We start from the raw sequence: 25,689 nt of genomic DNA, 5'->3' as shown, positions 1-25,689 counted from the left end.
GAAAATCGACGCCCTGTCGGAGGCTCCGACGGGGGTGAGTTCCCGCCAGATTCGCGGTATTTAGGTAGCTTTGTAGGAGTGAGTCCAACCTCACCCCTTGGGGGTGCCGCATGCGCCGGATGGGGGCGAAAAAAGCCGGTTCCGACCCCAGTCTGTAGGGTCTCCCGGACGCCAGACCCCTGTATATTGGGCAAATGATTTGTTTTTGCGCCGAGCGCTTTCCCTGGCGGCGGTTATGGCAGAATCCGGGCGCTCTCCTGCCCCCCGGACTGACAGACATGGCCACTCGCGCACTCCTCTATCGGCGGCCCCACGAGCCGAAGACCCTCCTGATCACCCATGGATCGCAATATTTTGCGATTCGGCTGCGCCGGCATCGCCGCGCGCGTCGTTACACGCTCAGAATTCATCCGAGCGATCGCGAAGCCATCCTCACCATGCCGCCGCGCGGCACGCTCGCCGAAGCAAAAGACTTCGCGCAGCGCCACGGCGCATGGATCGCGGCACGTCTCGGCCGTTTGCCGAAGGCCGCGCCGTTCCAGCCTGGCACAGTGATACCGCTTCGCGGCGTTTCTCATCGCATCGTTCATCGCGCCGGCACGCGCGGTACGGTGTGGACGGAAGTGCGCGACAGCGGTGAACGCATTCTCTGCGTCGCCGGCGGCGTCGAGCATGCCGACCGTCGCGTCAGCGACTTCCTCAAGCGCGAGGCGCGTCGCGATCTTCAGCGTGCCGCGGAATCCTACGCCGTCGAGCTCGGCGTCAAGGTCAAGCGGCTCTCGATCCGCGATCAATCCAGCCGCTGGGGCTCCTGCACCTCGGCCGGCTCGCTGTCGTTCTCCTGGCGCCTGATCCTCGCACCGCCCTACGTGCTCGACTATCTCGCCGCGCACGAGGTCGCCCATCTCGTCGAGATGAACCACTCCGCGCGGTTCTGGCGCGTCTGCGGCAAGGTCTGCCCGTCGATGGAGCGCGCCAAGAAGTGGCTCGATACGTACGGCAACGATTTGCACCGCTACGGGGTCGAGGATTAGGGCTCGTTGGTGCCTCATGTGACGCTGTCATCGCCCGCGAAAGCGGGCGATCCAGTATTCCAGAGGCCTTAGTGATTGATCGAGAAGCCGCGGCGTACTGGATTTCCCGCTTTCGCGGGGAATGAAAGCCCAGCGCGCGCTTCAAGCGTCTTTGCTGCCCGCGCAAGCCGTTGATTTCGTTATCCTCGGCTACTGTGCATGGGGTTGTTTTCGCAGTTTTTGTTTTGAGGTCACCCGGACCTCAAGCAGAACCTAGCGATTTCCGCCGAACAGCCGGTCCATCAGCCAGCCATCGAGTCCTGCCGCTGCTTCCGGTCGCGCATTGGCGCGCGTGGGGGGCGGGCGATAGCCGCCGTTGTTGACAGGTGCGGGTGCGGGCGCTGCCGCTGTCGGCGGCGAGACCTGCGATGCCGCCTGCGCGAGATTCGACAGGCCCCAGCTGCCTTGCGAGCTCGGCAAGGCTGCCACCGGCACGCCCTCGTGCGCCGTCTTCATGAAGCGCGACCAGACTTCGACCGGCAAGCCGCCGCCGGTCGCCTTCTTGGTCGGCGAGTTGTCGTCATTGCCGAGCCACACGCCGGTGACGAGGTTGGCGGTGTAGCCGATGAACCAGGCGTCGCGGTAGTCCTGGCTGGTGCCGGTCTTGCCGGCCGCCGGCCAGCCCGGGATCTCCGCCTTCTTGGCGGTGCCGCTGATCAGCGTTTCCCGCATCATCGCGTTCATCATGCCGACATAGCGCGGGTCGACCACCTGGTTGTGCTCGTCCGGCTGGCGCATGTAGAGCAGCTTGCCACTGAGCGTCCTGATCCGGGTGACGACATGCGGCGTCGCCGCGAAGCCGCCATTGGCGAAAGGTGCATAGGCGCCGACCAGCTCGACCATCGAGACTTCGGAGGTGCCGAGCGCGATCGAGGCGTTGGGCTCAAGCTTCGAGGTGATGCCGAGCCGGTGCGCGGTGCGCACCACATTCTTCGGCCCGACCTCGAGGCCGAGGCGGATCGCGACCGTGTTGAGCGACATCGCGAGCGCCTGGGTCAGCGTCACCGCGCCGAAATATTCGTGGGTGTAGTTCTCAGGCTTCCAGCCCTTGACCTCGATCGGCGCGTCCTGGCGGAGCGTGTCGGGCGTCAGTCCCTGCTCGAGCGCGGTCAGGTACACGAATGGCTTGAACGAGGAGCCCGGCTGGCGCCTGGCGGTGACCGCGCGGTTGTACTGGCTCTCGGAATAGTTCCGGCCGCCGACCATGGCGCGAACCGCGCCGTCCGGCGTCATCGCCACCAGCGCGCCCTGGCTGACATTGAACTTCACGCTCTTGGCCGCGAGCTCGTCGATGATGGCGGCTTCCGCCACGCTCTGGAGCTTCGGATCGATCGTGGTCTCGACTTTGATGCTCTCGTCGATCTGGCCGACCAGATCGTCCAGCACCTCGCCGATCCAGTCGGCGACGTAATTGATCGTGCCGGCGCCGACCGGCTTCACATTGTAGGAGGGTTGGCCGATCGAGGCCTGCGCCTGCGCCTCGGTGATGAATTTGGCATCCGCCATCGCCGTGAGCACGATTTTCGCGCGCGCTTCGGCGCCCTCGGGGTTGCGGTTCGGCGCGAGCCGCGAAGGCGATTTGACGAGGCCGGCCAGCATCGCGGCCTCCGCGACAGTGACGTTCTTGGCCGACTTGCCGAAATACCTTTGCGCAGCTGCCTCGACGCCATAGGCGCCGGAGCCGAAATAGACGCGGTTGAGATAGAGCTCCAGGATCTCGTTCTTGGAATGCTTGCGCTCCAGCCAGATCGCGAGCTCCGCTTCCTGCAGTTTGCGCGCCATGGTGCGCTCCTGGGTCAGGAACAGGTTCTTCGCCAATTGCTGCGTCAGTGTCGAGCCGCCCTGCGACACGCCGCGATGGAGCACGTTGGTGACGAGCGCGCGCAGGATGCCGACGGGATCGATGCCGAAATGCGAATAGAAGCGGCGGTCCTCAATGGCGATGAACGCCTTGGGCAGATATTGCGGCAAATCTTTCAGCGAGACGTTGGCGCCGGCCATCTCGCCGCGCTGCGCCAGCATGCTGCCGTCGATGCCGACGATCTGGATCGTCGGTGGCCGCTTGGGGATTTCCAGCGACTGGATCGGCGGCAGATGAGCGCCGACCCAGATCACGACGCCGATCACCGCGATCGCCCCCCACAGGCCCAGCACCGCGCCCCAATAGACCAGGCGACCAAGACCAGCGCCGATGCGCGACTTCGATCGCCGCTTGGCACTGCCGCGCCCGCCCGGCGCCTTCCGCTCGCGCGGCGGCTCGTCGCCGGCATCCTCGCTCTTGCACCTGGCAGATGATTTCGTTGATTTCTTCGGCTTGTCATCGCCGCCGGGAATGCGGTCGGCCGGGGTCAGGCGCAGATCGGCGAGTGCTGCAGGCAAGCCGAACAGCGGCTCCTTGCGCCCACTCTTTTTCTTTCCCAACCCCATACGCAACGCCCGGTCAGCCCGCCCCGCCGCACGCTAGCGGTCGCTGTTTAAGGCCCGGTTACCCAGAGCTTAACGCGCGATTAGGAGGTGCGGCATTCGCTGGCCGCAGTTCCGCTGGCTGGACGGCAGAGCTAGGATCGCCCGCATAAAACAACAGGGAACTCAGATGGGCCACATCGATCCGACCAAGGAGATTTTCGCGCAGTTCCGGGACAACGACCGCCCCGGTCCGATCCACATGCTCAACCTGGTGCGCTTGCGCAAGGAGGCGGCCTATCCCGACGGCCGCAAGGCAAGCGGCGCGGAAGCCTATGCGGCCTATGGCCGCGAGAGCGGGCCGGTGTTCGAACGCCTCGGCGGCCGCATCGTCTGGCAGGGCAAATTCGAGCTGATGCTGATCGGCCCCGAGACTGAGCGCTGGGACCATTGCTTCATCGCCGAATACCCAAGCGTCGCCGCCTTCGTCGAGATGATCCGCGATCCCGTCTATCGCGAAGCGGTGAAGCACAGGCAGGCCGCGGTGGAGGATTCACGGCTTATTCGGCATGCGGTGCTGCCGGTGGGGAAGAACTTTGGCGAGATACCGGAGTAGAGCCACGTCATTCCGGGGCGATGCGAAAGCATCGAACTCAGGTGCGCAATTGCGCACCTGAGAATCTCGAGATTCCGGGTCTGGCGCTCGCGCGCCAGCCCGGAATGACCGTGCAGAACTAACCCGCCGGACTCGCATCCTCAATGATTGGGCCGAACAGCTCCCAGCGTTCGCCGTTGAACTTCATCATCTGAAGCTGCTTGTTGACGCGGTAGTCGGTCGGTGAGGTGTTGGCCTTGATGCCGGGCAGCGCGGTGTCGCTGGTCACGTCCTTCAGCGACGCGGCCTGCTTCATCACGTTCTCGCGCGTCAGGTCGTCGCCGCACTGCTTCAGCACATGGACCAGCAGCTGCGCCGTGCTGTAGCCGTAGGTGTTGAAGTTCGAGTCCTTGTCCCCATCCGGATAATACTTGGCCATGAAGTCGAAATACCTCTTGAGGCCGGCATCGTCCTTCCAGGTCGGGTCGAGCGGTTCCTTGCCGTAATTGACGCTGATCAGGCCCTTGGCGGCGTCGAGGCCGGCCGGCTTCAGCACCGCGCCGACCGAGGTGGCGTTGATGTCGACGATCTGCACCGGATGCCAGCCCATCTCGGCGATCTTCTTGATCGCCTGGGCCGCCTGCTTCGGCGTGGTGGCGCTGAAGAACAAATCGGCGCCGGCATCCTTGATCTTGAGGATCTGCGAGTCGACAGTCGGATCGGAGACTTCGTAGGAAGCTTCAGTCACGATCATCTTGGCAGCCTTGTCGCCGAGGCCGGCCTTGATGCCGTTCAGATAGTCCTTGCCGAGGTCGTCGTTCTGATAGAGCACGCCGATCTTGGCGTTCGGATGCTCCTTCAGGATGTACTGTCCGTAGATGCGGCCTTCGACGAAGTAGTTGGGGTTGAAGCCCATCGTCCACGGAAAGTTCTTCGGATCCGTGAACCTCGAGGCTCCGGTCGCCGCGAACAGTTGCGGCACCTTCTTCGAATTGAGATATTTCTGCACGGCTGCGTTCACCGGCGTGCCGATGATCTGGAAGGTCAGCAGGACCTCGTCGCTCTCGACGAGCTTGCGAATCTGCTCCACGGCTTTCGGCGGCGAGTAGGCATCGTCATACTGGATCAGATTGATCTTGCGGCCGTTGACGCCGCCCTGGTCGTTGATCATCTTGAAATAGGCGGCTTGGGTCTTGCCGATCGACGAATAGGCCGATGCCGGTCCAGAAAACGGCATCGTCTGGCCGACCTTGATCTCGGTATCGCTGGCGCCCGGATCATATTTCTTCTGGGCATTGGCCGCCGAGACCGACAGCGCCAGGGTCAGCGCCGTTGCCGTGGCCAGATGCAGAATTCCATTCCTCATTCGCATTTCCTCGGTTTGTTGTTGCCGACGGTCTGCCGGGCGCACTGTGCGTCCGATGCCATCGCTACGGGCGAGTGTGGAGGAACGATTACCGCAGGGCAAGGTGCGCGTTCGTAGGGTGGGTTAGCCCTGCGGCTGCGCAAAGCGCAGTCCGCCGGGCGTAACCCACCACTTCTGTTTCCGCGGAAATCAAAGAGGTGGGTTACGCTGCGCTAACCCACCCTACCCAGAGACTAACCCGCTGGACCCGCATCCTCCATGATCGGGCCGAACAGCTCCCAGCGTTCGCCGTTGAACTTCATCATCTGCATCTGCTTGTTGACGCGGTAGTCGTTCGGCCCGGTGTTGATCTTGATGCCGGGCAGCGCGAAGCTCGGGGTGAAGTCCTTGATGTTGGCGACCTGCTTCATCACGTTCTCACGCGACAGGTCGTCACCGCACTGTTTCAGCACTTGCGTCAGCAATTCGGCAACTGAATAAGCGTAGGTGTTGACGGTATTTAGCTTGTCGCCTTCGGGGAAATACTTGTCCATGAAGGCGAAGAAGGCTTTCACGCCCGGATCGTCCTTCCACTGGGGATCGCCGGGCTCCTTGCCGTATTGGGTCGAGATAATGCCCTTGGAGATGTCGAGGCCGGCCGGCTTCAGCGTCGCCGAGATCGGGCTCGCGTTGATGTCGAGAATGTGCACCGGCGTCCAGCCGAGCTCGGCGACTTTCTTGATCGCCTGCGCCGCGAACTTGGGTGTCGAGGCATCATAGAAAAGATCGGCGCCCAACGATTTCAGTTTGACCACCTGCGAGTCCACCGTCGGATCCGTGACCTCGTAGGACACCTCGCCGACGATCATGCCGGCGGCCTTGTCGCCGAGACCGCTCTTGAGGCCCGCGAGATAGTCGCGGCCCATGTCGTCGTTCTGGTAGAGCACGCCGATCTTGGCGTTCGGATGCTCCTTGAGAATGTACTTGGCGTAGATGCGTCCCTCGGACACGTAGTTGGGATTATAGGCGATGGTCCAGGGATAGTTCTGCGGATCGTTGAAGCGCGCGGCGCCCGTCGAGGCCAGCAGCTGCGGGATCTTCTTGCCGTTGAGATATTTTTGTACGGCGGCGTTCGCGGCCGTGCCGATGATCTGGAAGGTGAACAGCACCTCGTCGCCTTCGACGAGCTTGCGCACCTGCTCGACCGTCTTCGGTGGCGAATAGGCATCGTCATACTGGATCAGATTGATCTTGCGGCCGTTGATGCCGCCCTGATCGTTGATCATCTTGAAGTAGGCGGCCTGGGTCTTTCCGATATTGGCGTAGACGGAATAGGGCCCGGAGAACGGCACGGTCTGGCCGATCTTGATCTCGGTGTCGCTCGCGCCGGTGTCGTATTTCTTCTGGGCGAGGGCTTCACTGACAAAGGCTTGGTTGGCGGAGAACGCGAAGGCGAGCGCCGCCGTGGCAGTGATGAAGGCTCTGCGATTGCTCATGGGGGGTTGTTCCTCCTGACGGAATTTCCGGCCGACGGTCTTTTCCCGTTGATTGCCAACGGTCGCCATCGCTGTCGGAGATTGTGGAGGAACGGCAGGCGACGCGCAAGGATCGCGGCGCCGCGCTATGGCGTCTCAGGTCAGGAACAACGTTAACAGCGCGAGCGCAGCCGGCAGCGCCTGCACCATCAGGATGCGCGTGCTGACGGTCGCTGCGCCATAAGCGCCGGCCACGATCACGCAGAGCAGGAAGAACGCCTTGATCTGGAACGCGAAGGCCGGATTGCCGTGCACCAGCCCCCAGACCAGGCCTGCGGCCAGGAAGCCATTATAGAGCCCCTGGTTGGCGGCCAGCACCTTTGTGATCGCTGCCTTCTCCGGCGTGTTGCGGAAAACCTTCAGGCCCTGCGGCTTTTCCCAGAGAAACATCTCCAGGATCAGGAAGTAAGCGTGCAGTGCGGCGACCAGCGCCACCAGGATATTCGCGATCCAGATCAAGTTGAGCTCCCCCAGCGTCAGCTTTCGGGTGGACGCTAGCACGGCGGGCGTGGCAAGTGCGATGGCGTGTTTCGATGCCATGGTGCCGCAATGCCCGCGCGACTGACCAAACCACCTGTAAGCTTTGGCCTCGATCGGCTGGAGACGCCGATCGGGATTGCGCTGCTGGTCACCGACGCCGCGGGCGCCTTGCGCGCGCTCGACTGGGAGGATTACGAGCACCGCATGCGCGAGCTCTTGCGGCTGCACTACGGTGTGGTGGAGCTGAATGACCAGCCCGCGCCAGCAGCCATGCGGACTGCGCTGTCGGACTATTTCGACGGCGATCTCGGCCAGCTCTCAGGCATCGCCTGGCGCATCGCCGGCACGCCATTCCAGCAGAAGGTCTGGAATGCGTTGGCGCAAATCCCTGCCGGCACCACGATGAGCTATGGCGCGCTGGCCGCCAGGATCGACACGCCCAAGGCCATTCGCGCCGTCGGCCATGCCAACGGCTCCAATCCGATCAGCGTGGTACTGCCGTGCCACCGCCTGATCGGCGCCGATGGTTCTCTGGTGAAGTATGGCGGCGGCCTCGAGCGCAAGCGCTGGCTGCTGCGGCATGAAGGCGTGGCGGTTTAGATATCCGCCAGTCGTCATTCCGGGGCGCGCGAAGCGCGAACCCGGAATCCATTTATCCGCGTCACCAGTGGCTCGATGGATTCCGGGTTCGCCGCTGCGCGGCGCCCCGGAATGACGAGAGGAGAGGCGCGCAGCCGTCCTCACGCCGCCGGCTGAACCGCCTTGTCGCCGGCCATCACGTGGGTCAGCGCGCTCTTGATCGCGGATTGCCGCGTCGGCGCGCTGATCTGTGCGCCCAGGAGATCGGTGACGTAGAACACGTCGCGGGCGCGCTCGCCGAAGGTCGCGACATGGGCCGAGGCGATGTTGAGGTTGAGCTTCGAGATCGCGGTGGTCAGCTCGTAGAGCAGCCCGGGCCGGTCGAGGCCGGACATTTCGATCACTGTGTAGCGGTCTGACCATTGGTTGTTGATGGTCACTTCCGGCTCGATCACGAACGGCCGCGCCTTGCCGCGCACGGTTCGCCGCGCCACCACTTCGGGCAGACGCAGCTTGCCTTCGAGCACGTCCTCGATCATCTCGCCGATGCGCGTGGCGCGCCGTCCCTCGTCCTCGTCGCGGTCGTATTCCCTGGAGATCGAGATCGTGTCGAGCGCGCGGCCGTCGGTCGTGGTGTAGATCTGGGCATCGACGATGTTGGCGCCGGCCGAGGCACAGGCGCCCGCGATGATCGACAGTAGCCAGGGATGGTCGGCGGCGAAGATGGTCAGCTCGGTGACGCCACGCACCTCGTCGAAGCCGACATTGATCGCGAGCTTGTGGCCGGCCTGCTCGCTGGCACGGACGAAGCGCGCGTGGCGGATCTTGCGCGGCAGCTCGACCTTGAGCCAATAGGCCGGATAGTGCCGGCCGATATAGGCGTCGAGCTCTTCCGCCGGCCATTCCGCGAAGGCGTTACGGAATTCGGCGTATGCGGCCGTGAGGCGCTTGCCGCGGTCGACCTCCGAGAAGCCGCCGGTCAGCACCGGTTCGGTCTCGTAGTAGAGGGAGCGCAAGAGCTGCGCTTTCCAGCCATTCCATACGCCCGGACCGACGCCGCGGATGTCGGCGGTTGTGAGGATCGTCAAGAGCTTCATCTGCTCGACCGACTGCACCACGGCGGCGAAATTCTCGATGGTTTTGCGGTCGGAGAGATCGCGCGACTGTGCGACCGTGGACATTGTCAGATGCTCCTCGATCAGCCAGGCCACGAGCTCGGTATCGGCCGGACTGAAGCCGAGCCGCGGGCAGAGCCGTCGCGCCACCTTGGCGCCGGCGATCGAGTGATCCTCGGGCCGGCCCTTGGCGACGTCGTGCAGCAGCGTCGCAATGTAGATCACGGAGCGATGCTCCGGCCGGATCTTGCGCATCAGGTCGCTCGCCACCGCGAATTCCTCGATGCCGCCGCGTTCGATGTCCTGGAGGAAGCCGACGCAGCGGATCAAATGCTCGTCGACGGTGTAGTGATGATACATGTTGAACTGCATCATCGAGACGATCTTGCCGAAGGCGCGGATGAAATGGCCGAGCACGCCGGTCTCGTTCATCCGCCGCAGCACGATTTCCGCGTTGTCGGACGTCAGGATCTCCATGAACAGCCGGTTGGCTTCGGGATTCTCGCGCATCTGGGCGTTGATCAGGCCGAGCGAGCGCGTCACGTCGCGCATCGCGTCCGGGTGGAAGGCGAGATTGTTCTTCTGCGCCAGGCGGAAGATGCGGATCAAATTGACCGGATCGTGCTTGAAGACGTCGGGTGCGGCGACGTTGATGCGGTTGTTGTCGACGATGAAGTCGTCGCTGTCGGGAACCCGCCGCTTCACCGCGGTGGGGCGCAGCCGCGCCATCATCCGGCTCAGCACCGGCGCGGGCTTGGCCTGCTGGTCCTCGAGCTTGGCGCAGAGAATGGCGGTGAGGTTGCCGACTTCCTTGGCGACCAGGAAGTAGTGCTTCATGAAGCGCTCGACGTCCTGCATGCCGGGATGCGAGGTGTAGCCGAGCCGAACCGCGATCTCGCGCTGAAGGTCGAAGGAGAGCCGCTCTTCGGCGCGGCCGGAGTGGAAGTGCAGGTTGCAGCGCACCGACCAGAGGAAGTCGGCGCAGCGGCGGAAGGTACGGTATTCCTGCGCGTCGAAGACGCCGCGGTCGACCAGCTCGTCGGTGTCGCTCACGCGGTAGACGTACTTCGCGATCCAGAACAGCGTGTGCAGGTCGCGCAGGGCACCCTTGCCGTCCTTGACGTTGGGTTCGACCAGATAACGCGATTGGCCGCCGCGGCGATGCCGCTCCTCACGCTCGGCGAGTTTCGCGGTGACGAATTCGGACGCAGTGCCTTGCACGACCTCCTTGTCGAAGCGGGCGACCAGCTCGTCATAGAGCGGCCGGTCGCCGGTGAGGAAGCGCGTCTCCAGGATCGCGGTGCGGATGGTCATGTCGCCGCGCGCCTGCCGGATCGACTCGTCGACCGAGCGCGTGGCGTGACCGACCTTCAGCCCCATGTCCCACAGACAATAGAGAATGGCCTCCGCGACCTGCTCGCCCCAGGCGGTCTGCTTGTAGGGCAGGATGAAGAGCAGATCGATGTCGGACTCGGGAGCCATCAGGCCGCGGCCATAGCCGCCGGTCGCCACCACGGCCATGCGCTCGGCGCCGCTCGGGATCGGCGAGCGGTAGAGATGGCGGGTCGCGGCCGAATACAAGATGCGGATGATCTCGTCCTGTACGTGGCACAGCCGCTCGGCGCAGCGCCGGCCGTGACGGTCCTTCAGCAGGATCGTCTGTGCCGCGGCGCGCGACGCAATCAGCTCGGCCTTGAGCAGTTGCGCCATCGCCGTGCGGAACGCGTCCTCGCGTCCCTGGTGCTTCTCGGCAAGCGCATCGACCGCGGCGGTGATCCGCGCGGTGTCGAAGCGATCGTCCACCTCGGCCTTGTGCTCAGTTGCGACGCTGTCCATGTCTCACCGGATATAAGAGGCGGCAGGCGCTGTCACCCGCCATTCTCTCGCAATAGTCGTTCCATGCTGGAAACGTGCGGCTTTGGGCAAAGCTGTTCTCAGCCGGCGCGCTTTCGAGAGGCGGATTTTCTCGTTGACCTCTAGATATAACTCATTGAAAAACAATGAAATTTTGAGGAGGCCGGGCATGACTAAAGTTACACGACGCGTACTTTTGGCGGGAGCGGTCGCTCTTGCCGTGTCCCCGGCGGCACGGGCGGCGGATCCGCTCAAGGAAATCCGTATCGACTGGGCGACCTATAATCCGGTGTCGATGGTCCTGAAGCAGAAGGGGCTCCTGGAAAAGGAGTTCGCCAAGGACGGCGTCACGGTCACCTGGGTGCAGTCCGCTGGCTCCAACAAGGCGCTCGAATTCCTCAATGCGGGCTCGATCGACTTCGGCTCGACGGCGGGATCGGCGGCGCTGGTCGCACGTATCAACGGCAACCCGATCAAGTCGATCTACGTCTATTCGCGTCCCGAATGGACGGCGTTGGTCACATCAAAGGATTCCAAGATCGCCGATGTGGCCGGCCTCAAGGGCAAGCGCGTCGCGGTGACGCGCGGCACCGATCCGCACATCTTCCTGGTGCGCGCGCTGCTTGGCGCAGGTCTCACCGAAAAGGACATCACGCCGGTGCTGCTCCAGCACGCCGACGGCAAGACCGCGCTGATCCGCGGCGACGTCGATGCGTGGGCCGGGCTCGATCCGATGATGGCGCAGGCCGAGGTCGAGGACGGCGCGAAACTGTTCTACCGCAAGGACGACGCCAACACTTGGGGCATCCTCAATGTGCGCGAGCAGTTTTTGAAAGACCATCCGGACGCCGCCCGCCGCGTGCTCGCCGTTTACGAGGAAGCGCGAAAGTATTCGCTGGCGAATTACGACGAGCTCAAGAAGACCTTCATCGCCGTGACCAAGCTGCCTGAGCCTGTCGTCGACAAGCAGCTCAAGGAGCGCACCGAGCTTACCCACAGCCGCATCGGCGCACCGCAGCGCGAATCGATCCTCGCCGCGGGCCTCGCCCTGCAACAGGCCGGCGTCGTCGACGCCAAGGTCGATGTGAAGGCGATGCTGGATGCGTTGATCGACGATCAGGTCCCGCTGCCGACGAATTAACGACGGGCGCGCGGCAAACTCCGGTGTCGTCCCGGGGCGCGAAGCGAGCCCGGGACCCATAACCACAGGAAGCAGTTTGGGGCCAAGGGTAACTCCGAGTCCCCGTAACCACTTCTCCCTGTGGTTATGGGTCCCGGATCTGCGCTCCGCTCCGCTGCGCTTGTCCGGGACGACGGCTGAGAATGCCGCGCGCTCTTGCAATCTCGTACAAGACGCGCTTCCTACCGGCCATGATCTCCGACGCGCCAGTCCTGCAACAGACCACGGAACCGGCCGAAAGCGCCGCTGCGCCTTCGTGGTTGTCGCGTTATGCGCGTCCATTGCTGGGTGTGTTGCTGCCGCTTACCCTCGCGCTCGGTTGGGAGTTCCTGGTCTGGTTCGGCTGGTCCAACGGCCGGCTGGTGCCGCCGCCCTCGCGCGTGTTCGCCACCATCGTTGACCTTGCCCGCTCCGGCGAACTGTTCCGTCACATCGCCGCGACGCTGTGGCGTGTCGGCCTCGGCTTCGCGTTCGGCGTGGTCGCCGGCACGTTGCTCGGCGCCATATCCGGCTATTGGTCGCTGGCGCGGCGGCTGCTCGATCCGACCGTGCAGGCGCTGCGCGCAATTCCATCGCTGGCCTGGGTGCCGCTGTTCATCCTCTGGCTCGGCATCTTCGAGACCTCGAAGATCGCGCTGATCGCAGTCGGCGTGTTCTTCCCGGTCTATCTCGGCGTGATGGGCGCGATCCTCATCGTCGATCGCAAGATCGTCGAAGTCGGTCGCACCTTCCGTCTCTCCGGACCTGCCATGATCCGCCGTATCCTGCTGCCCGCGGTGCTGCCGGCCTATGTCGTGTCCTTGCGCGTCGGACTTGGTCTGGGCTGGATGTTCGTGGTGGCGGCCGAGCTGATCGGCGCCTCCGAAGGCCTCGGCTATCTCCTGCTCGATGGCCAGCAGCTCGGCAAGCCCGCGCAGATCCTCGCCGCCATCGTGATCTTCGCGATCCTTGGCAAGCTCACGGATTGGTTGATCGAGATTGCGGCCGCGCCCTTCCTGCGCTGGCAGGACGCCTTCGGGCGTACGACGGGAGCATAAGGCGATGCTGGCGCTCGACCGGGTCAGCAAGACCTATCCCAACGGCGTGCAGGCGCTGGCGCGCTTTTCCGCCGAGATCAGGCAAGGCGAGATCGTCGCCATCATCGGCGGCTCGGGCTGCGGCAAGTCCACGCTGCTGCGCGCCATTGCGGGCCTCGACCGCGCAAGCTCGGGCACGGTGACGCTCGACAACGAGGCGATCGCCTCGCCGCATGCCAAGATCGGCATCATCTTCCAGGAGCCGCGCCTGCTGCCCTGGCTCAGCGTCGCCGATAATATCGGCTTTGGTCTTGCCGATGGGCCCGCGACCGAGCGGCGTGAAAAGGTGGCGCGTGCGCTGGAGCGTGTCGGGCTCGCCGAGAAAGCGCAGGCCTGGCCGCGCGAGCTCTCCGGCGGGCAGGCACAGCGCGTCGCGATCGCCCGCGCACTGGTGCCGCAGCCCGAGGTGCTCTTGCTCGACGAGCCGTTCTCGGCGCTCGACGCTTTCACCCGCAGGGACCTCCAGGATCATCTGCTCGATCTCTGGGCCGACACGCGGCCGACGCTCATCCTCGTCACCCATGACGTAGACGAGGCCGTGGTGCTGGCTGACCGCGTGCTGGTGATGCGGCCGCGGCCGGGCCGGCTGTTCGACCAGATCGAGATCAATCTGGGCCGGCCACGCGACCGCAATTCGCCGCTGTTCGAGAATTTCAAGCGAAGTGTGCTGACGTCACTCGACCGTTCGCTCGACCGCAGCGTGCCCGACCGCGACGCAACCCAGGGTCCCGGTCAGGCCATGTGGTGGTGACAATTTCTCTCTGAGCCGGTACATCGCAAGCCGGTACTTCGTAGAAACGATTTTCCCGGGAGAGACAAAATGGACGCCGCAGCACTGCGCCAGATGCAGGCCCCGATCAAGGAGCGCTACAAGACCGATCCCAAGACCGCGATGATCACGTTGAAGGCCAAGGGCTCGACCGACAGCGAAGGCATCGCCTGCAAGGTCGAGACCGGCCGCGCCATCGCAATGGCCGGCCTGCATCCCGGGACCGGCGGCTCCGGCCTCGAGCTCTGCTCCGGCGACATGCTGCTCGAGGCGCTGGTCGCCTGCGCCGGCGTCACGCTGAAATCGGTCGCGACCGCGATCGAGGTGCCCCTGAAGACCGGCAACGTCTACGCCGAGGGCGATCTCGATTTCCGCGGCACGCTCGGCGTCGACAAGGAGACCCCGGTCGGCTTCGCCGAGATCCGTCTGCGCTTCGACGTCGACACCGATGCTCCGCAAGACAAGCTCGACCTGCTGCTCAAGCTCACCGAGCGCTATTGCGTGGTCTATCAGACCATCAAGAACGGCCCGAAGGTCTCGGTCTCGATGCAGCGGATGTAAGGCGCGACCGCAGTCCAACAATCGGTGTCGTCCTGGCCTTGTGCGCAACTGCGCACTGGAGCCAGGATCCATTATCCCCGACGCCGATTGTGTCGCGATACTGGCGACTACGACCGTCTAACACAGCGAAGCCTGTGGTTGATGGTGTGGACGGCCCCCTACGGCATCAGTGTGCCAGAATGAGGTTGTCAGAAACTCATTCACAGGAGCCGTCCGTGAGCCAGATTATCCGCATTGGGATGGATACGTCGAAGTATATCTTTCAACTGCATGGGGTGGATGCCTCGGAGCAGGTCGTGCTGCGCAAACGGCTTGGCCGCAAGGGGATGCTGGAGTTCTTTGCCAAGCTGCCGCCGACGGTGGTGGTGATCGAGGCGTGTGGGGCGGCTCACGTCCTGGCGCGAGAGCTAGGTAAGCTGGGACACACAGCCAAGCTGATCGCTCCGCAGCTGGTGAAACCCTACGTGGCGCGCAATAAGAACGATGGGCGCGATGCAGAGGGGCTGTGCGAGGCGGCGAGCCGGCCGCGGATGCGCTATGTGCCGGTGAAAACCGCCGAGCAACAGGCCGCGCTGATGCTGCTGGGCATCCGCGAACAACTGGTCGTGCGACGCACTCAACTTTCCAACATGATCCGCGGCTATGCGGCGGAGTTCGGTCTGATCGAGGCCAAGGGGCTGGACAAGCTGGTCTCGTTCCTGGCCGCAATCGAGCACGATGAAAGGGTGCCGACGCTGGCCCGCGAACTGTTTGCGACGCTTGCCCGCCAATATGATCAGGTGCAGGTCGAGCTGAAGGCAGTGGAGGCGAAGCTTCTCGCCTGGCACCGTGCCAATGCCTTGAGCCGTCGTTTGGCTCAGATCCCGGGGATCGGTCCGGTCACCGCCGCAGCACTGGTGATGAAGGCACCCGATCCTCACGCCTTCCGCTCGGGACGGCTGTTTGCCGCCTGGCTCGGCCTGACCCCAAAGGACCATTCCACCGCGGGAAAGACCAGGCTCGGCAAGATAACCCGTGCAGGCGATGAGACCTTGCGTCAGCTGCTGGTGCTTGGGGCAACTTCGGTGGTCAAGATCGCCAAATCGAAAGCTCGTGGGCCGAGCTGGCTGATCGAGCTTTTGAAGCGCAAAACACCGAAGCTGGCGGCGGTGGCGCTGGCCAACAAGATGGCCCGCATCGCCTGGAAGCTGATGACGACGGGAGAGCAATACGATCGCGCGCGGCTAGGGGCGCAAAACGAGGCCCAAACGGCCGCTGCCGTGTGATCGAAAGATTCGGCCGACCGGCGGGTTAGCCCCACCGGCCGAACCGGAGCTGCAAGAGCAGAGGAGATGGTGCGATCGATCGTTCGAGATGCGAGCAAATCCGTAGGACCCATTGGCCGAATAAGGTCGCATGGGTGATTGGAACTCGTGTCGCGAAAACCATCTTGGCCAGCGGTCCGACAAAGCCGCATCAACAGGCCGGACATATGGATGCAAGCGATCCGATCAAACCTCACTAAGCTCTTGTGCCACGGGGGCCGTCCACATATGGGTCCTGGATCGGCGCTCACTCCGTTCGCTTGTCCAGGACGACGAAGAAAAAATGTCCCCCGAGCTCCACTTCATTCTCATCCTCGTTCTGCGCATGATGGTTGCGGCGGCGTTCGTCGTGACGGCGTCGATCATCACCGAGCGCTCAGGGCCGGTGATCGGCGCGCTGGTCGCGACCTTGCCGGTTTCGGCCGGACCATCCTACGTCTTCCTCGCGCTCGACCACGATGCCGCCTTCATCGCACAGGGCGCGCTGTCGAGCTTGCCGGTCAATGCAGCGACGATCTTCATGTGCGTCACCTATGTGGTGCTGGCACAGCGGCGCAGCCTTCTGGTGAGTTGCGGAAGCGCGGTCGCGGTCTGGATCGTGTTCGCATCGATCATCAAGCAGTTCGACTGGCCGCTCACCGCCGGGCTCGCCGCCAATCTGATCGCGTTCGGCATCTGCATTCCGCTGCTCGCGGGCTATCGCCACGTGAAGATGCCACTGGTGACGCGGCGCTGGTATGACGTGCCGATGCGGGCTGCACTAGTCGCGACCCTCGTCGCGATCGTCGTCTCGACCTCGAGCTGGGTCGGTCCCCGGATCAGCGGCATCATCGCGCTGTATCCGGTGGTGTTCACCAGCATCATGGTGATCCTGCATCCGCGCATCGGCGGTCCGCCGACCGCCGCGGTGCTGGCCAATTCGGCCTGGGGCCTGCTCGGATTCGGAATGGCGATCGCGGTGTTGCACGTGGCGGTGGCGTGGTTCGGCTCCGCCGCCGGACTCTCTCTTGCGCTTGGCACTTGCGTGACCTGGAATCTGACGCTGTGGTGGAGGGGCCGGCGGAAGCTGAGAGGCAACCAGGCCTGACAGTATCGTCGCGCAGACTTTTCGCGGCGAGCCGCAGGTCACCCGGAGTACTACGGTGGTGAGCCGACGCGCCGCAGCAATTGCAGCATGCAGTTCACTTTTCGTCCTTGCCAGGCATCGTTGCCGCGCTAAGTCATTGAACGATCGTTCATCTGCCGATGCGCCGTCGCTTCGGTGCAGGTTGTTTCGAGCGTTCTTCAATCACTCGCGCATGCCCTTTTATCGATAGCTTAGTTAGCGGTTTGTTTCAGCTTGCGTCCTATACTTGGACTCGTTGGCGTCCAGTTTAGCATTCAACGCTATTTTTTTTCGGCCGTCGGTCCATGGCACCGAGCACAACCAGATCAATTTGGAGAGACCATGTTCAAGCGCAAGTCGAATAGCGGTGCATTGGTTATGATGGCTGCCAAGGCCGTGAGCGCCAACCTGATGGTGGCCGACAACGACCTGAACATCGTCTACATGAATGACGCGGTGACAGACCTGCTGCGCGCCGCTGAGCCCGACCTCAAGAAAGAACTGCCCCACTTCAACGTGGCTACGCTCGTTGGAACCAACATCGATGTGTTTCATAAGAATCCGCAGCATCAGCGCCAGATGCTGGCGAGCCTCAGCGCGGTGCATCGCGCGATGATCCAGGTCGGTGGCCACAAATTCGACCTCGTCGCGACACCGCTGAAGAATGAAGACGGCAGCCGGGCCGGAACTGTCGTGGAATGGTCCGATGCCTCGATCCGCCTTCAGAACCTCGACTTCGGAGGGCAGGTTGCGGCCGCGAACCGCTCACAGGCGGTCATCGAGTTCGCGATGGATGGCACGGTCCTCACCGCCAACGAGAATTTCCTGCGTACGCTCGGATACACGATGAACGAGATCCAGGGCAAACATCACAGCATGTTCGTTCCGTCTGTCGAACGCGAAAGCCCGGCCTATCGCGAGTTCTGGGCCGCGCTCAACCGCGGCGAATATCAGGTCGCCGAATACAAGCGGATCGGCAAGGGAGCCAAGGAAGTCTGGATCCAAGCATCATACAATCCCGTTTTCGACGAGAAGGGCAGGCCCACCAAGGTGGTGAAGTTCGCGACCGACGTCACTGAACAGAAGCTCAGGAATGCCGACCTTGCGGGCCAGATCGCGGCGATCGACAAGGCGCAGGCGGTGATCGAGTTCAACATGGACGGTACGATCATCACCGCCAACCCCAATTTCCTCGGCGCGCTCGGCTATTCGCTGGCCGAGATCAAGGGCAAGCACCACAGCATGTTCGTCGAGCCGTCGGAGCGCGATGGCAATGGCTATCGCGAGTTCTGGGCGGCGCTCAACCGCGGTCAGTACCAGGCGGCCGAATACAAGCGTCTCGGCAAGGGCGGCAGGGAGGTCTATATCCAGGCCTCCTACAACCCGATCATGGATCTCAATGGCAAGCCGTTCAAGGTCGTGAAATATGCGACCGACGTCACGAAGCAGGTGCTGGTCCGCATGGGCAACGAGCGTGTCCGCGGCATGATGGAATCGGTCGCCGCGGGTTCGGAGGAACTGAACGCCTCGGTGCGGGAGATTTCCGAGGCCATGACCAAATCGCGCGAGACGGCGATGAGCGCAGTGGAGCAGGTCGCGTCCGCTGATGCCCAGGCCCAGCGCCTCACTGAAGCGGCGCTGGCGATGAGCGGGATCGTCGAGCTCATCAACAACATCACCGGGCAGATCAATCTCCTGGCGCTCAACGCCACCATCGAATCCGCCCGCGCTGGCGAAGCCGGCCGCGGCTTCGCCGTAGTTGCTTCCGAAGTGAAGAGCCTCGCCAATCAGGCCAAGCAGGCCACCGACAAGATTGGTGCCGAGATCGGCAGTCTCAACGGCATCTCCGGCGATGTCGTGAGCGCGCTCGGCTCGATCAAGACGGCCATCAGCAACGTCAGCGAATATGTGACGTCGACGGCCGCGGCAATCGAAGAGCAGAGCACGGTGACCAACGAGATGTCGACCAGCATGCAGCGCGCCGCCGCAGAAGCGGCGGCGATCGCGGCGAGGGCGTAACGGTCAGAGGCGTAGGGTGGATTAGCGCAGCGTAAGCCACCCTACGGCACCTTCACTGCTTCGGCAGCTTGGCCTTCAAGGCATACAGCGCATCGAGCGCTTCGCGTGGCGACATCTCGTCCGGATGCAGCGCCTTCACCGCGGCCATCAGCAGTTCGGCCTCGCTCGGCGGAGCGGCTTCTGCGGCGGCGCGCGAGGGCACTGCGAACAGCGGCAGATCGTCGGCGAGCGCGCGCGCGGTCTGACCGCGGTCCTGGGCTTCCAGCTTCGCCAGTACCGATTTGGCGCGCGTGATCACGGCCGGCGGCAGGCCCGCGAGCTTGGCGACCTGAATGCCGTAAGAGCGATCGGCCGAACCCGGCAACACCTCGTGCAGGAACACGACGTTGCCCTGCCATTCCTTCACTCGCACGGTCGCGTTGAACATCCGCGGCAGTTTGGCAGAGAGCGCCGTCAGCTCGTGATAATGCGTCGCGAACAGCGTGCGGCAGCGGTTGCTCTCGTGCAGGTGCTCGATTGCGGCCCAGGCGATCGAGAGACCGTCGAAGGTCGCGGTGCCGCGGCCGATTTCATCGAGGATCACGAGCGCGCGCTCGCCGGCCTGGTTGAGGATCGCGGCGGTCTCGACCATCTCGACCATGAAGGTGGAACGGCCGCGGGCGAGATCGTCGGCGGCGCCGACACGCGAGAACAGGCGGTCGATGATGCCGATCCGCGCGCGTGTCGCCGGCACGAAACTTCCGATTTGAGCAAGAAGAGCAATCAGCGCGTTCTGTCGCAGGAAGGTCGATTTACCGGCCATGTTCGGACCGGTCAGCAACCAGAGCTGGCCGGAGTTTTGCGCAGGGCCCGGCGAGAGATCGCAGGCATTGGCGATGAACGGCTGGCCATTACGCTTCAAGGCCTGCTCGACCACCGGATGGCGGCCGGCCTCGATGGCAAAGCCGAGAGACGAGTCCACCTCGGGCCGCACATAGTTCTCGTCGATCGCCAGCTTGGCAAGCGACGTCGCGACGTCGAGCAGCGCAAAGGCGTGGGCGGCGGCGCGCAGCTCCTCGCTGATTGCCAACGCCTTGGCGCAGAGCCGCTCGAAAATTTCGAGCTCGAGCCCGAGTGCGCGGTCGCCGGCATTGGCGATCTTGGCTTCGATCTCCCCGAGTTCCGAGGTGGTGAAGCGGACCTGGCCGGCCAGCGTCTGACGGTGGATGAAGGTTGCGTTCAGCGGCGCCGACATCAGCTTGTCGCCGTGCTGCGCGGTGACCTCGACGAAATAGCCGAGCACGTTGTTGTGCCGGATTTTGAGACCCTTCACACCCGTGTTGTCGGCATAGCGCGCCTGCATCGAGGCCACCACCAGGCGCGAGGCGTCGCGCAGGTTTCGCGTTTCGTCCAGCGCAGGCTCATAGCCCTGGCGAACGAACCCGCCGTCGCGCTTGATCAGCGGCAGTTGATCGTCGAGCGCCCTGGCGAATTCCGCCGCGAGCTCGCGCGATGGCCTTTGCAGCGCCGCCATCACCGCGGCGATCTCCTGCGGCGGCTGGTCGAGTTCATCAAGCCGCGTCAGCACCTGGTCGGCGGCGATGATGCCGTCGCGCAGGCCGGCGAGGTCGCGTGGCCCGCCACGGCCGACGGAGATACGGGCCAGCGCCCGCGACATGTCCGGGGCGCCGCGCAGGATGCTGCGGATGTCCTCGCGCGCGGCGGAGTCGGCAACGAAGCTGCCGACGGCATCGAGCCGCCGCGCAATCGCCGCCGCATCGGTCAGCGGCGCGGCAAGCCGCTGCGCCAGCAGGCGCGAGCCGGCCGAGGTCACGGTGCAGTCGATCGCATCGAGCAGCGAGCCGCGGCGTTCGCCGGCCAGCGTCCGCGTCAGTTCGAGATTGGCGCGCGTCGCCGGATCGATCGCCATGGTCGCACCCGAGGCTTCGCGCGCTGGCGGCGACAGCGGCGGATGCTTGCCGACTTGGGTGCGGTCAACATAGGTGACGGCGGCGGCGGCGGCAGTGGCTTCCAGCCGCGTCAGCTGCGACAGTCCATCCATGGTCGCGACGGCAAAATAGTCGCACAGCCGTTTCTCGGCGGTGGCGCCGTCGAAGACGTCACGGGTTAGCGGCGTCACCGCCGGCAACTCGCGCAGGGTCTGTCCGAGCTCGCTATCGTTATAGAGCGCGTCGGTGACGATCACCTCGTTCGGATTGATGCGCGCCAGCGTCGCGGCGAGTTCGCCGCCCGAACATTCCGTCACCGTGAACTCGGCGGTCGAGATGTCGATCCAGGCGAGGCCGAAGCGGTCCCCGCCCGCCGATGAGCGCGCGCGCGCGAGCGCCAGCAGGTAATTGTTGGCGCGCGCGTCGAGCAGCGTGTCCTCGGTCAGCGTGCCCGGCGTGACCAGGCGCACCACGCCGCGGCGCACGACGCTCTTGTTGCCGCGCGCCCTGGCGGCGGCGGGATCCTCGGTCTGCTCGCACACCGCGACCCGGTGGCCGGCGGTGATCAGCCGGTGCAGATAATCCTCGGAGCGCTCGACCGGCACGCCGCACATCGGGATATCGGCGCCCTGATGTTTGCCGCGCTTGGTCAGGACGATGCCGAGTGTCCTGGAGGCGATCTCTGCGTCCTCGAAGAACAGCTCGTAAAAGTCGCCCATCCGGTAGAACAGCAAGAGACCCTGATGCGCCGCCTTGATTTCAAGGTACTGTTCCATCATCGGGGTCACGCGCGCGGCAGCTTCCGCCTGCGGCGCGGGCGTATCGTCGGGGGGCGGTACAGGGATCGGTTGTTGCATTGTCATGGGCGGCGCAACCTACAAAATTTCACCCCGCGCTCCTATCGCTTTGGCCGCGGAGGGGAGGTTTTCCACGTTGTCCGCACCGCGGCATGCGCAACTCGCCTGCGCACCCCCAGGAACACGCGCGTATCGGTCAATTGACCTGCCGCGGGCGCCCTCCTAAAACTCCGTCGACATTGAAGAATTTGGCCGGATCGCGGCATTCAGGGAGAACAACGATGCGTGACGTCTTTATCTGCGATGCCGTGCGGACCCCGATCGGCCGTTTTGGCGGCTCGCTCGCCAAGGTGCGTGCCGACGACCTGGCGGCGGCCCCGATCAAGGCTCTGATGGCCAAGCACCCCAATCTTGAATGGGCTGAGGTCGACGAGGTCTTCTTCGGCTGTGCCAACCAGGCCGGCGAGGACAACCGCAACGTGGCACGCATGGCGCTCCTGCTTGCGGGCCTGCCGGATTCGGTTCCGGGCCAGACCCTGAACCGGCTCTGTGCCTCCGGCCTCGATGCGGTCGGTGCCGCCGGCCGCGCCATCCGTTCCGGCGAGATCGAGCTTGCGATTGCCGGCGGCGTCGAATCCATGACGCGCGCGCCCTTTGTGATGGGCAAGGCGCAGGAAGCGTTCTCGCGCTCGGCTGAGATCTTCGACACCACGATCGGCTGGCGCTTCATCAATCCGCTGCTGAAGGCGCAGTATGGCGTCGACGCGATGCCCGAGACCGGCGAGAACGTCGCCGAGGAATTCCAGGTCTCCCGCGCCGATCAGGACGCGTTCGCGATCCGCTCGCAGCAGCGCGCGGGCGCCGCGATCGCGGCCGGCTATTTCGCCGAAGAAATCACCCCGATCACCATTCCGGGCGGCAAGGCCGGCCCTGTCATCGTCGACAAGGACGAGCATCCGCGCCCCGAGACCACGCTGGAGGCCCTGACCAAGCTCAGGCCGATCGTGCGCAATCCCGGCACGGTGACCGCCGGCAACGCCTCCGGCGTCAACGACGGCGCCGCCGCAATGATCCTGGCGTCCGAGGCCGCCGTGAAGAAGCACGGCCTGACGCCCCGCGCGCGCATCCTCGGCCTCGCCTCGGCCGGCGTGCCGCCGCGCATCATGGGCATCGGCCCGGTGCCGGCAACCCGCAAGCTGATGGCGCGTCTCGGCAAGAAGATCAGCGATTTCGACCTGATCGAGCTCAACGAAGCGTTCGCCTCGCAGGGTATCGCCTGCATGCGCCAGCTCGGCGTTGCCGACGATGCCGATTTCGTCAATCCGCATGGCGGTGCGATCGCGCTCGGTCATCCCCTCGGCATGAGCGGCGCGCGCCTCGCGCTCACCGCGGTGCACGGCATGGAAAAGCGCGGCGGCAAGCTGGCGCTTGCCACCATGTGCGTCGGCGTCGGTCAGGGCGTGGCTGTCGCGATCGAGAAGCTGAACTGACCGGACGCGCAGCGTTCGGGCATCCCGGGGCGGTGCACTTGCACCGAACCCGGGATCTCGAGATTCCCCAGTGCGCAATGGCGCACCTGAGGTCTGGTCCTTCGGACCATCCCGGAATGACAGGGAGAAAGTAGCGCCATGATCATCGCGGGCGAGCAGGACGTCACGGCCGCGGCATTGGCGGTGATGCAGCGGACATCCGATCCCCGGCTGCGTCAGATCATGGTCTCCCTGGTCAAGCATCTGCACGGTTTCGTTCGCGACGTTCGCCTGACCGAGAAGGAATTCCGCGACGCCACGGCTGTTATCGCCGAACTCGGCAAGCTCTCGACCGACACGCACAACGAGGTCGTGCTGATGGCAGGCTCGCTCGGCGTCTCGCCGCTGGTGTGCCTGCTGAACAATGGTGATCAGGGTAACACGGAAACCGACCAGTCGCTGCTCGGACCATTCTGGCGGCTGAACTCGCCGCGGGTGGAAAATGGCGGATCGATCGTTCGCTCCGAGACCCCTGGCGCGCCGCTGTTCGTCAACGGCCGCGTCGTGGACAAGGACGGTCGCCCCGTCGCCGGCGCCGAGGTCGACGTCTGGCACGCATCGCCGGTTGGTCTCTATGAAAACCAGGACCCTGAGCAGGCCGACATGAACCTGCGCGGCAAGTTTACGACCGACCAGGACGGAGCCTTCTCGTTCCGCTCCGTGATGATGGTCGGCTATCCCATCCCGACCGACGGCGTGGTCGGCCGCCTCCTGGAGGCGCAGAGCCGGCATCCCTATCGCCCCGCGCACCTGCATGCGTTGGTTTTCAAACCCGGATTCAAGGTGCTGATCTCGCAGGTCTACGACCCCGCCGATCCGCATATCGATAGCGACGTGCAGTTCGGCGTGACCAAGGCGCTGCTCGGCAAGTTCCTGCGCCATGACACACCACACCCAACCGGGCGCGACGTCGCGACGCCCTGGTATTCGCTCGACCATGTCTACCGGCTCGAAGCCGGCGAGGCCGTCCTGCCGCGTCCGCCGATCAAATAGGGCTCAAAGCCGCTTCCCCCAATTAGTTATATCCTATAATGATTGGCGGAAACGTTGACCGGTCGGAAGAGGGCCGGGGAGGAGTTCGCCAATGACATTCATCTATCCCGTCGACAGCAACACGGCGCATCCGCTGCCGCTGTCGCCCGAGTACAAGAGCTCGATCAAGCGCGCGCCGAACAAGCCCTTGATCCCGATGCGCCATACGCTGTCGGAGCTGACCGGCCCGGTCTACGGCCACGAGACCGTGCGCGAGGGCGACAACGACCTCACCACCCAACACACCGGCGAGCCGCTCGGCGAACGCATCATCGTGCACGGCCATGTGCGCGACGAGGACGGCCGCGGCGTGCCGAGTTCGCTGGTCGAGATCTGGCAGGCCAATTCCTGCGGCCGTTATGTTCACGTCCGCGACCAGCATCCGGCGCCGCTCGATCCGAACTTTACGGGCGCCGGCCGCACCGTGAGCGACGCCTCCGGTTACTATCGCTTTGTCACGATCAAGCCTGGCGCCTATCCCTGGGGCAACCATCACAACGCCTGGCGTCCCGCACACATCCATCTCTCGGTGTTCGGCCATTCCTTCGTCACGCGTCTCGTGACGCAGATGTACTTCCCGGCCGATCCGCTATTCCCGTTCGATCCGATCTTCAATTCGGTGCCGGACGAGAAGGCGCGCGCGCGGATGGTGTCGTCGTTCGATCTCGACAACACCCAGCCCGAATGGGCGCTGTGCTACCGCTTTGACATCGTGCTGCGCGGCAAGAACGCCACCCCTATGGAGAACCATTAAGTGCAGGACAATGGGATCACGCCGTCGCAGACCGTCGGCCCGTTCTTCAAATACGGCCTGACGCCGACCGGCGAGTATGCCTGGAACGATGCGTTCACCAATTCGACCCTGACGCCCGACGTCACCGGTGAGCGTGTCCGGATCGAGGGCCGCGTGTTCGACGGCGATGGCGTCGCCGTGCCCGATGCCATGCTGGAGATCTGGCAGGCAGATGCGCAGGGGCGCTTCGCCGATCCGCAGGACAAGCGCGCGCTGCCAAATGCGAGCTTCCGTGGCTTTGCCCGCTGCGGCACTGACAAGGACGGCAATTATTCCTTTGAAACCATCAAGCCGGGCGCCGTGCCCGATCCCGACGGCAAGCCGCAGGCACCGCATATCCTGCTTGCGGTGTTTGGTCGCGGCATGCTGCGGCATCTTTATACCCGCATCTATTTCAGCGACGAGGCCGGCAATGCCGCCGATCCCGTGCTGGCGGTGGTGCCCGCCGACCGTCGCGCCACGCTGACGGCCGTGCGCGAGGCCGGCAAGCCGGTGTACCGGCTCGACCTGCGGCTTCAGGGCGACAACGAAACGGTGTTTTTCGACGTGTGATCCCCAGCGTCGTCCCGGACAGGCGGAGCGCCGATCCGGGACGACAGCGGAGGACGGGCTCAAGC

General features: G+C 64.3%; 20 protein-coding genes. 14 read left to right on the top strand and 6 right to left on the bottom strand.

The window, feature by feature from the left end; all coding sequences use genetic code 11:
- The first annotated feature begins 194 nt into the window (after positions 1 to 194).
- Positions 195 to 1,034, top strand: coding sequence for a M48 family metallopeptidase (locus BRA471DRAFT_RS35300; RefSeq protein ID WP_007615997.1), 840 nt, complete (start codon positions 195 to 197; stop codon positions 1,032 to 1,034).
- Between the two features lie 252 nt (positions 1,035 to 1,286).
- Here the strand turns inward: BRA471DRAFT_RS35300 and BRA471DRAFT_RS35295 are convergent, their stop codons facing one another.
- On the bottom strand, positions 1,287 to 3,500 hold the full coding sequence (locus tag BRA471DRAFT_RS35295) for a transglycosylase domain-containing protein (RefSeq protein ID WP_007615996.1): 2,214 nt from the start codon (positions 3,498 to 3,500) through the stop codon (positions 1,287 to 1,289).
- A 166-nt stretch (positions 3,501 to 3,666) separates the two neighbouring features.
- Between BRA471DRAFT_RS35295 and BRA471DRAFT_RS35290 the strand changes: the two genes are divergently transcribed.
- Positions 3,667 to 4,092, top strand: coding sequence for a DUF1330 domain-containing protein (locus BRA471DRAFT_RS35290; protein WP_007615995.1), 426 nt, complete (start codon positions 3,667 to 3,669; stop codon positions 4,090 to 4,092).
- A gap of 118 nt (positions 4,093 to 4,210) precedes the next feature.
- Here the strand turns inward: BRA471DRAFT_RS35290 and BRA471DRAFT_RS35285 are convergent, their stop codons facing one another.
- The 3 genes from BRA471DRAFT_RS35285 to BRA471DRAFT_RS35275 all read right to left on the bottom strand — a co-directional run bounded on the left by BRA471DRAFT_RS35285 (position 4,211) and on the right by BRA471DRAFT_RS35275 (position 7,491).
- Positions 4,211 to 5,437 carry an ABC transporter substrate-binding protein gene (locus BRA471DRAFT_RS35285; protein WP_007615994.1) on the bottom strand — a complete coding sequence of 409 codons (1,227 nt, stop codon included), beginning with the start codon at positions 5,435 to 5,437 and terminating at the stop codon, positions 4,211 to 4,213.
- A gap of 233 nt (positions 5,438 to 5,670) precedes the next feature.
- Entirely contained in the window at positions 5,671 to 6,912 is a 1,242-nt protein-coding gene (locus BRA471DRAFT_RS35280; protein ID WP_035975290.1) for an ABC transporter substrate-binding protein, read from the bottom strand.
- Positions 6,913 to 7,047: 135 nt separating this feature from the next.
- Entirely contained in the window at positions 7,048 to 7,491 is a 444-nt protein-coding gene (locus tag BRA471DRAFT_RS35275) for a DUF1304 domain-containing protein (RefSeq protein WP_007615992.1), read from the bottom strand.
- 9 nt (positions 7,492 to 7,500) lie between these two features.
- On the opposite strand from BRA471DRAFT_RS35275, the gene BRA471DRAFT_RS35270 reads away from it, so the two are divergent.
- A complete protein-coding gene (locus tag BRA471DRAFT_RS35270; protein ID WP_007615991.1) occupies positions 7,501 to 8,031 on the top strand; it encodes a methylated-DNA--[protein]-cysteine S-methyltransferase in 531 nt (176 codons plus the stop codon).
- A 140-nt stretch (positions 8,032 to 8,171) separates the two neighbouring features.
- Here BRA471DRAFT_RS35270 and BRA471DRAFT_RS35265 read toward each other — a convergent pair whose 3' ends face one another.
- Entirely contained in the window at positions 8,172 to 10,961 is a 2,790-nt protein-coding gene (locus BRA471DRAFT_RS35265) for a [protein-PII] uridylyltransferase (protein WP_007615990.1), read from the bottom strand.
- Positions 10,962 to 11,148: 187 nt separating this feature from the next.
- Between BRA471DRAFT_RS35265 and BRA471DRAFT_RS35260 the strand changes: the two genes are divergently transcribed.
- The 7 genes from BRA471DRAFT_RS35260 (at position 11,149) to BRA471DRAFT_RS35230 (ending at position 18,993) form a co-directional block, all read left to right on the top strand.
- Complete coding sequence (locus tag BRA471DRAFT_RS35260) at positions 11,149 to 12,120, top strand: aliphatic sulfonate ABC transporter substrate-binding protein (RefSeq protein WP_007615989.1); 972 nt, start codon at positions 11,149 to 11,151, stop codon at positions 12,118 to 12,120.
- Positions 12,121 to 12,350: 230 nt separating this feature from the next.
- Positions 12,351 to 13,196, top strand: a complete 846-nt coding sequence (locus tag BRA471DRAFT_RS35255) for an ABC transporter permease (RefSeq protein ID WP_035974529.1) — start codon at positions 12,351 to 12,353, stop codon at positions 13,194 to 13,196.
- A 4-nt stretch (positions 13,197 to 13,200) separates the two neighbouring features.
- Entirely contained in the window at positions 13,201 to 13,986 is a 786-nt protein-coding gene (locus BRA471DRAFT_RS35250) for an ABC transporter ATP-binding protein (RefSeq protein WP_007615986.1), read from the top strand.
- 69 nt (positions 13,987 to 14,055) lie between these two features.
- Entirely contained in the window at positions 14,056 to 14,565 is a 510-nt protein-coding gene (locus tag BRA471DRAFT_RS35245; RefSeq protein ID WP_007615985.1) for an OsmC family protein, read from the top strand.
- A gap of 215 nt (positions 14,566 to 14,780) precedes the next feature.
- Complete coding sequence (locus tag BRA471DRAFT_RS35240) at positions 14,781 to 15,830, top strand: IS110 family transposase (RefSeq protein ID WP_007604958.1); 1,050 nt, start codon at positions 14,781 to 14,783, stop codon at positions 15,828 to 15,830.
- Between the two features lie 322 nt (positions 15,831 to 16,152).
- The gene (locus BRA471DRAFT_RS35235; RefSeq protein ID WP_007615983.1) at positions 16,153 to 16,956 is read left to right on the top strand and encodes a hypothetical protein; all 804 of its coding nucleotides are present in this window, start codon (positions 16,153 to 16,155) and stop codon (positions 16,954 to 16,956) included.
- Positions 16,957 to 17,316: 360 nt separating this feature from the next.
- Positions 17,317 to 18,993 carry a PAS domain-containing methyl-accepting chemotaxis protein gene (locus tag BRA471DRAFT_RS35230; protein ID WP_007615981.1) on the top strand — a complete coding sequence of 559 codons (1,677 nt, stop codon included), beginning with the start codon at positions 17,317 to 17,319 and terminating at the stop codon, positions 18,991 to 18,993.
- Between the two features lie 52 nt (positions 18,994 to 19,045).
- Here BRA471DRAFT_RS35230 and mutS read toward each other — a convergent pair whose 3' ends face one another.
- Positions 19,046 to 21,784 (bottom strand): DNA mismatch repair protein MutS, encoded by a 2,739-nt coding sequence (gene mutS / locus BRA471DRAFT_RS35225; protein WP_007615979.1) that lies wholly within the window; start codon positions 21,782 to 21,784, stop codon positions 19,046 to 19,048.
- Positions 21,785 to 21,999: 215 nt separating this feature from the next.
- On the opposite strand from mutS, the gene pcaF reads away from it, so the two are divergent.
- The 4 genes from pcaF to pcaG all read left to right on the top strand — a co-directional run bounded on the left by pcaF (position 22,000) and on the right by pcaG (position 25,624).
- Positions 22,000 to 23,208, top strand: a complete 1,209-nt coding sequence (gene pcaF, locus BRA471DRAFT_RS35220; protein WP_007615978.1) for a 3-oxoadipyl-CoA thiolase — start codon at positions 22,000 to 22,002, stop codon at positions 23,206 to 23,208.
- A 138-nt stretch (positions 23,209 to 23,346) separates the two neighbouring features.
- On the top strand, positions 23,347 to 24,240 hold the full coding sequence (locus BRA471DRAFT_RS35215) for a dioxygenase (RefSeq protein WP_007615977.1): 894 nt from the start codon (positions 23,347 to 23,349) through the stop codon (positions 24,238 to 24,240).
- Between the two features lie 91 nt (positions 24,241 to 24,331).
- Complete coding sequence (gene pcaH / locus BRA471DRAFT_RS35210; RefSeq protein WP_007615976.1) at positions 24,332 to 25,033, top strand: protocatechuate 3,4-dioxygenase subunit beta; 702 nt, start codon at positions 24,332 to 24,334, stop codon at positions 25,031 to 25,033.
- Positions 25,034 to 25,624, top strand: a complete 591-nt coding sequence (gene pcaG, locus BRA471DRAFT_RS35205) for a protocatechuate 3,4-dioxygenase subunit alpha (RefSeq protein WP_007598143.1) — start codon at positions 25,034 to 25,036, stop codon at positions 25,622 to 25,624.
- Positions 25,625 to 25,689: the final 65 nt, after the last annotated feature.

This window comes from Bradyrhizobium sp. WSM471, from assembly GCF_000244915.1.
In the GTDB taxonomy this organism is placed as follows: domain Bacteria; phylum Pseudomonadota; class Alphaproteobacteria; order Rhizobiales; family Xanthobacteraceae; genus Bradyrhizobium.
The sequence above is the reverse complement of the archived record's forward strand: the minus strand, read 5'-3'. Positions and strand labels throughout refer to the sequence as shown.

Bases quoted from the DNA above. Each gene is read 5' to 3' on its own strand.
- BRA471DRAFT_RS35300 (WP_007615997.1), top strand. From the start codon at position 195: ATGATTTGTTTTTGCGCCGAGCGCTTTCCCTGGCGGCGGTTATGGCAG.
- BRA471DRAFT_RS35295 (WP_007615996.1), bottom strand. From the start codon at position 3,500: ATGGGGTTGGGAAAGAAAAAGAGTGGGCGCAAGGAGCCGCTGTTCGGC.
- BRA471DRAFT_RS35290 (WP_007615995.1), top strand. From the start codon at position 3,667: ATGGGCCACATCGATCCGACCAAGGAGATTTTCGCGCAGTTCCGGGAC.
- BRA471DRAFT_RS35285 (WP_007615994.1), bottom strand. From the start codon at position 5,437: ATGAGGAATGGAATTCTGCATCTGGCCACGGCAACGGCGCTGACCCTG.
- BRA471DRAFT_RS35280 (WP_035975290.1), bottom strand. From the start codon at position 6,912: ATGAGCAATCGCAGAGCCTTCATCACTGCCACGGCGGCGCTCGCCTTC.
- BRA471DRAFT_RS35275 (WP_007615992.1), bottom strand. From the start codon at position 7,491: ATGGCATCGAAACACGCCATCGCACTTGCCACGCCCGCCGTGCTAGCG.
- BRA471DRAFT_RS35270 (WP_007615991.1), top strand. From the start codon at position 7,501: ATGCCCGCGCGACTGACCAAACCACCTGTAAGCTTTGGCCTCGATCGG.
- BRA471DRAFT_RS35265 (WP_007615990.1), bottom strand. From the start codon at position 10,961: ATGGACAGCGTCGCAACTGAGCACAAGGCCGAGGTGGACGATCGCTTC.
- BRA471DRAFT_RS35260 (WP_007615989.1), top strand. From the start codon at position 11,149: ATGACTAAAGTTACACGACGCGTACTTTTGGCGGGAGCGGTCGCTCTT.
- BRA471DRAFT_RS35255 (WP_035974529.1), top strand. From the start codon at position 12,351: ATGATCTCCGACGCGCCAGTCCTGCAACAGACCACGGAACCGGCCGAA.
- BRA471DRAFT_RS35250 (WP_007615986.1), top strand. From the start codon at position 13,201: ATGCTGGCGCTCGACCGGGTCAGCAAGACCTATCCCAACGGCGTGCAG.
- BRA471DRAFT_RS35245 (WP_007615985.1), top strand. From the start codon at position 14,056: ATGGACGCCGCAGCACTGCGCCAGATGCAGGCCCCGATCAAGGAGCGC.
- BRA471DRAFT_RS35235 (WP_007615983.1), top strand. From the start codon at position 16,153: ATGTCCCCCGAGCTCCACTTCATTCTCATCCTCGTTCTGCGCATGATG.
- BRA471DRAFT_RS35230 (WP_007615981.1), top strand. From the start codon at position 17,317: ATGTTCAAGCGCAAGTCGAATAGCGGTGCATTGGTTATGATGGCTGCC.
- mutS (WP_007615979.1), bottom strand. From the start codon at position 21,784: ATGACAATGCAACAACCGATCCCTGTACCGCCCCCCGACGATACGCCC.
- pcaF (WP_007615978.1), top strand. From the start codon at position 22,000: ATGCGTGACGTCTTTATCTGCGATGCCGTGCGGACCCCGATCGGCCGT.
- BRA471DRAFT_RS35215 (WP_007615977.1), top strand. From the start codon at position 23,347: ATGATCATCGCGGGCGAGCAGGACGTCACGGCCGCGGCATTGGCGGTG.
- pcaH (WP_007615976.1), top strand. From the start codon at position 24,332: ATGACATTCATCTATCCCGTCGACAGCAACACGGCGCATCCGCTGCCG.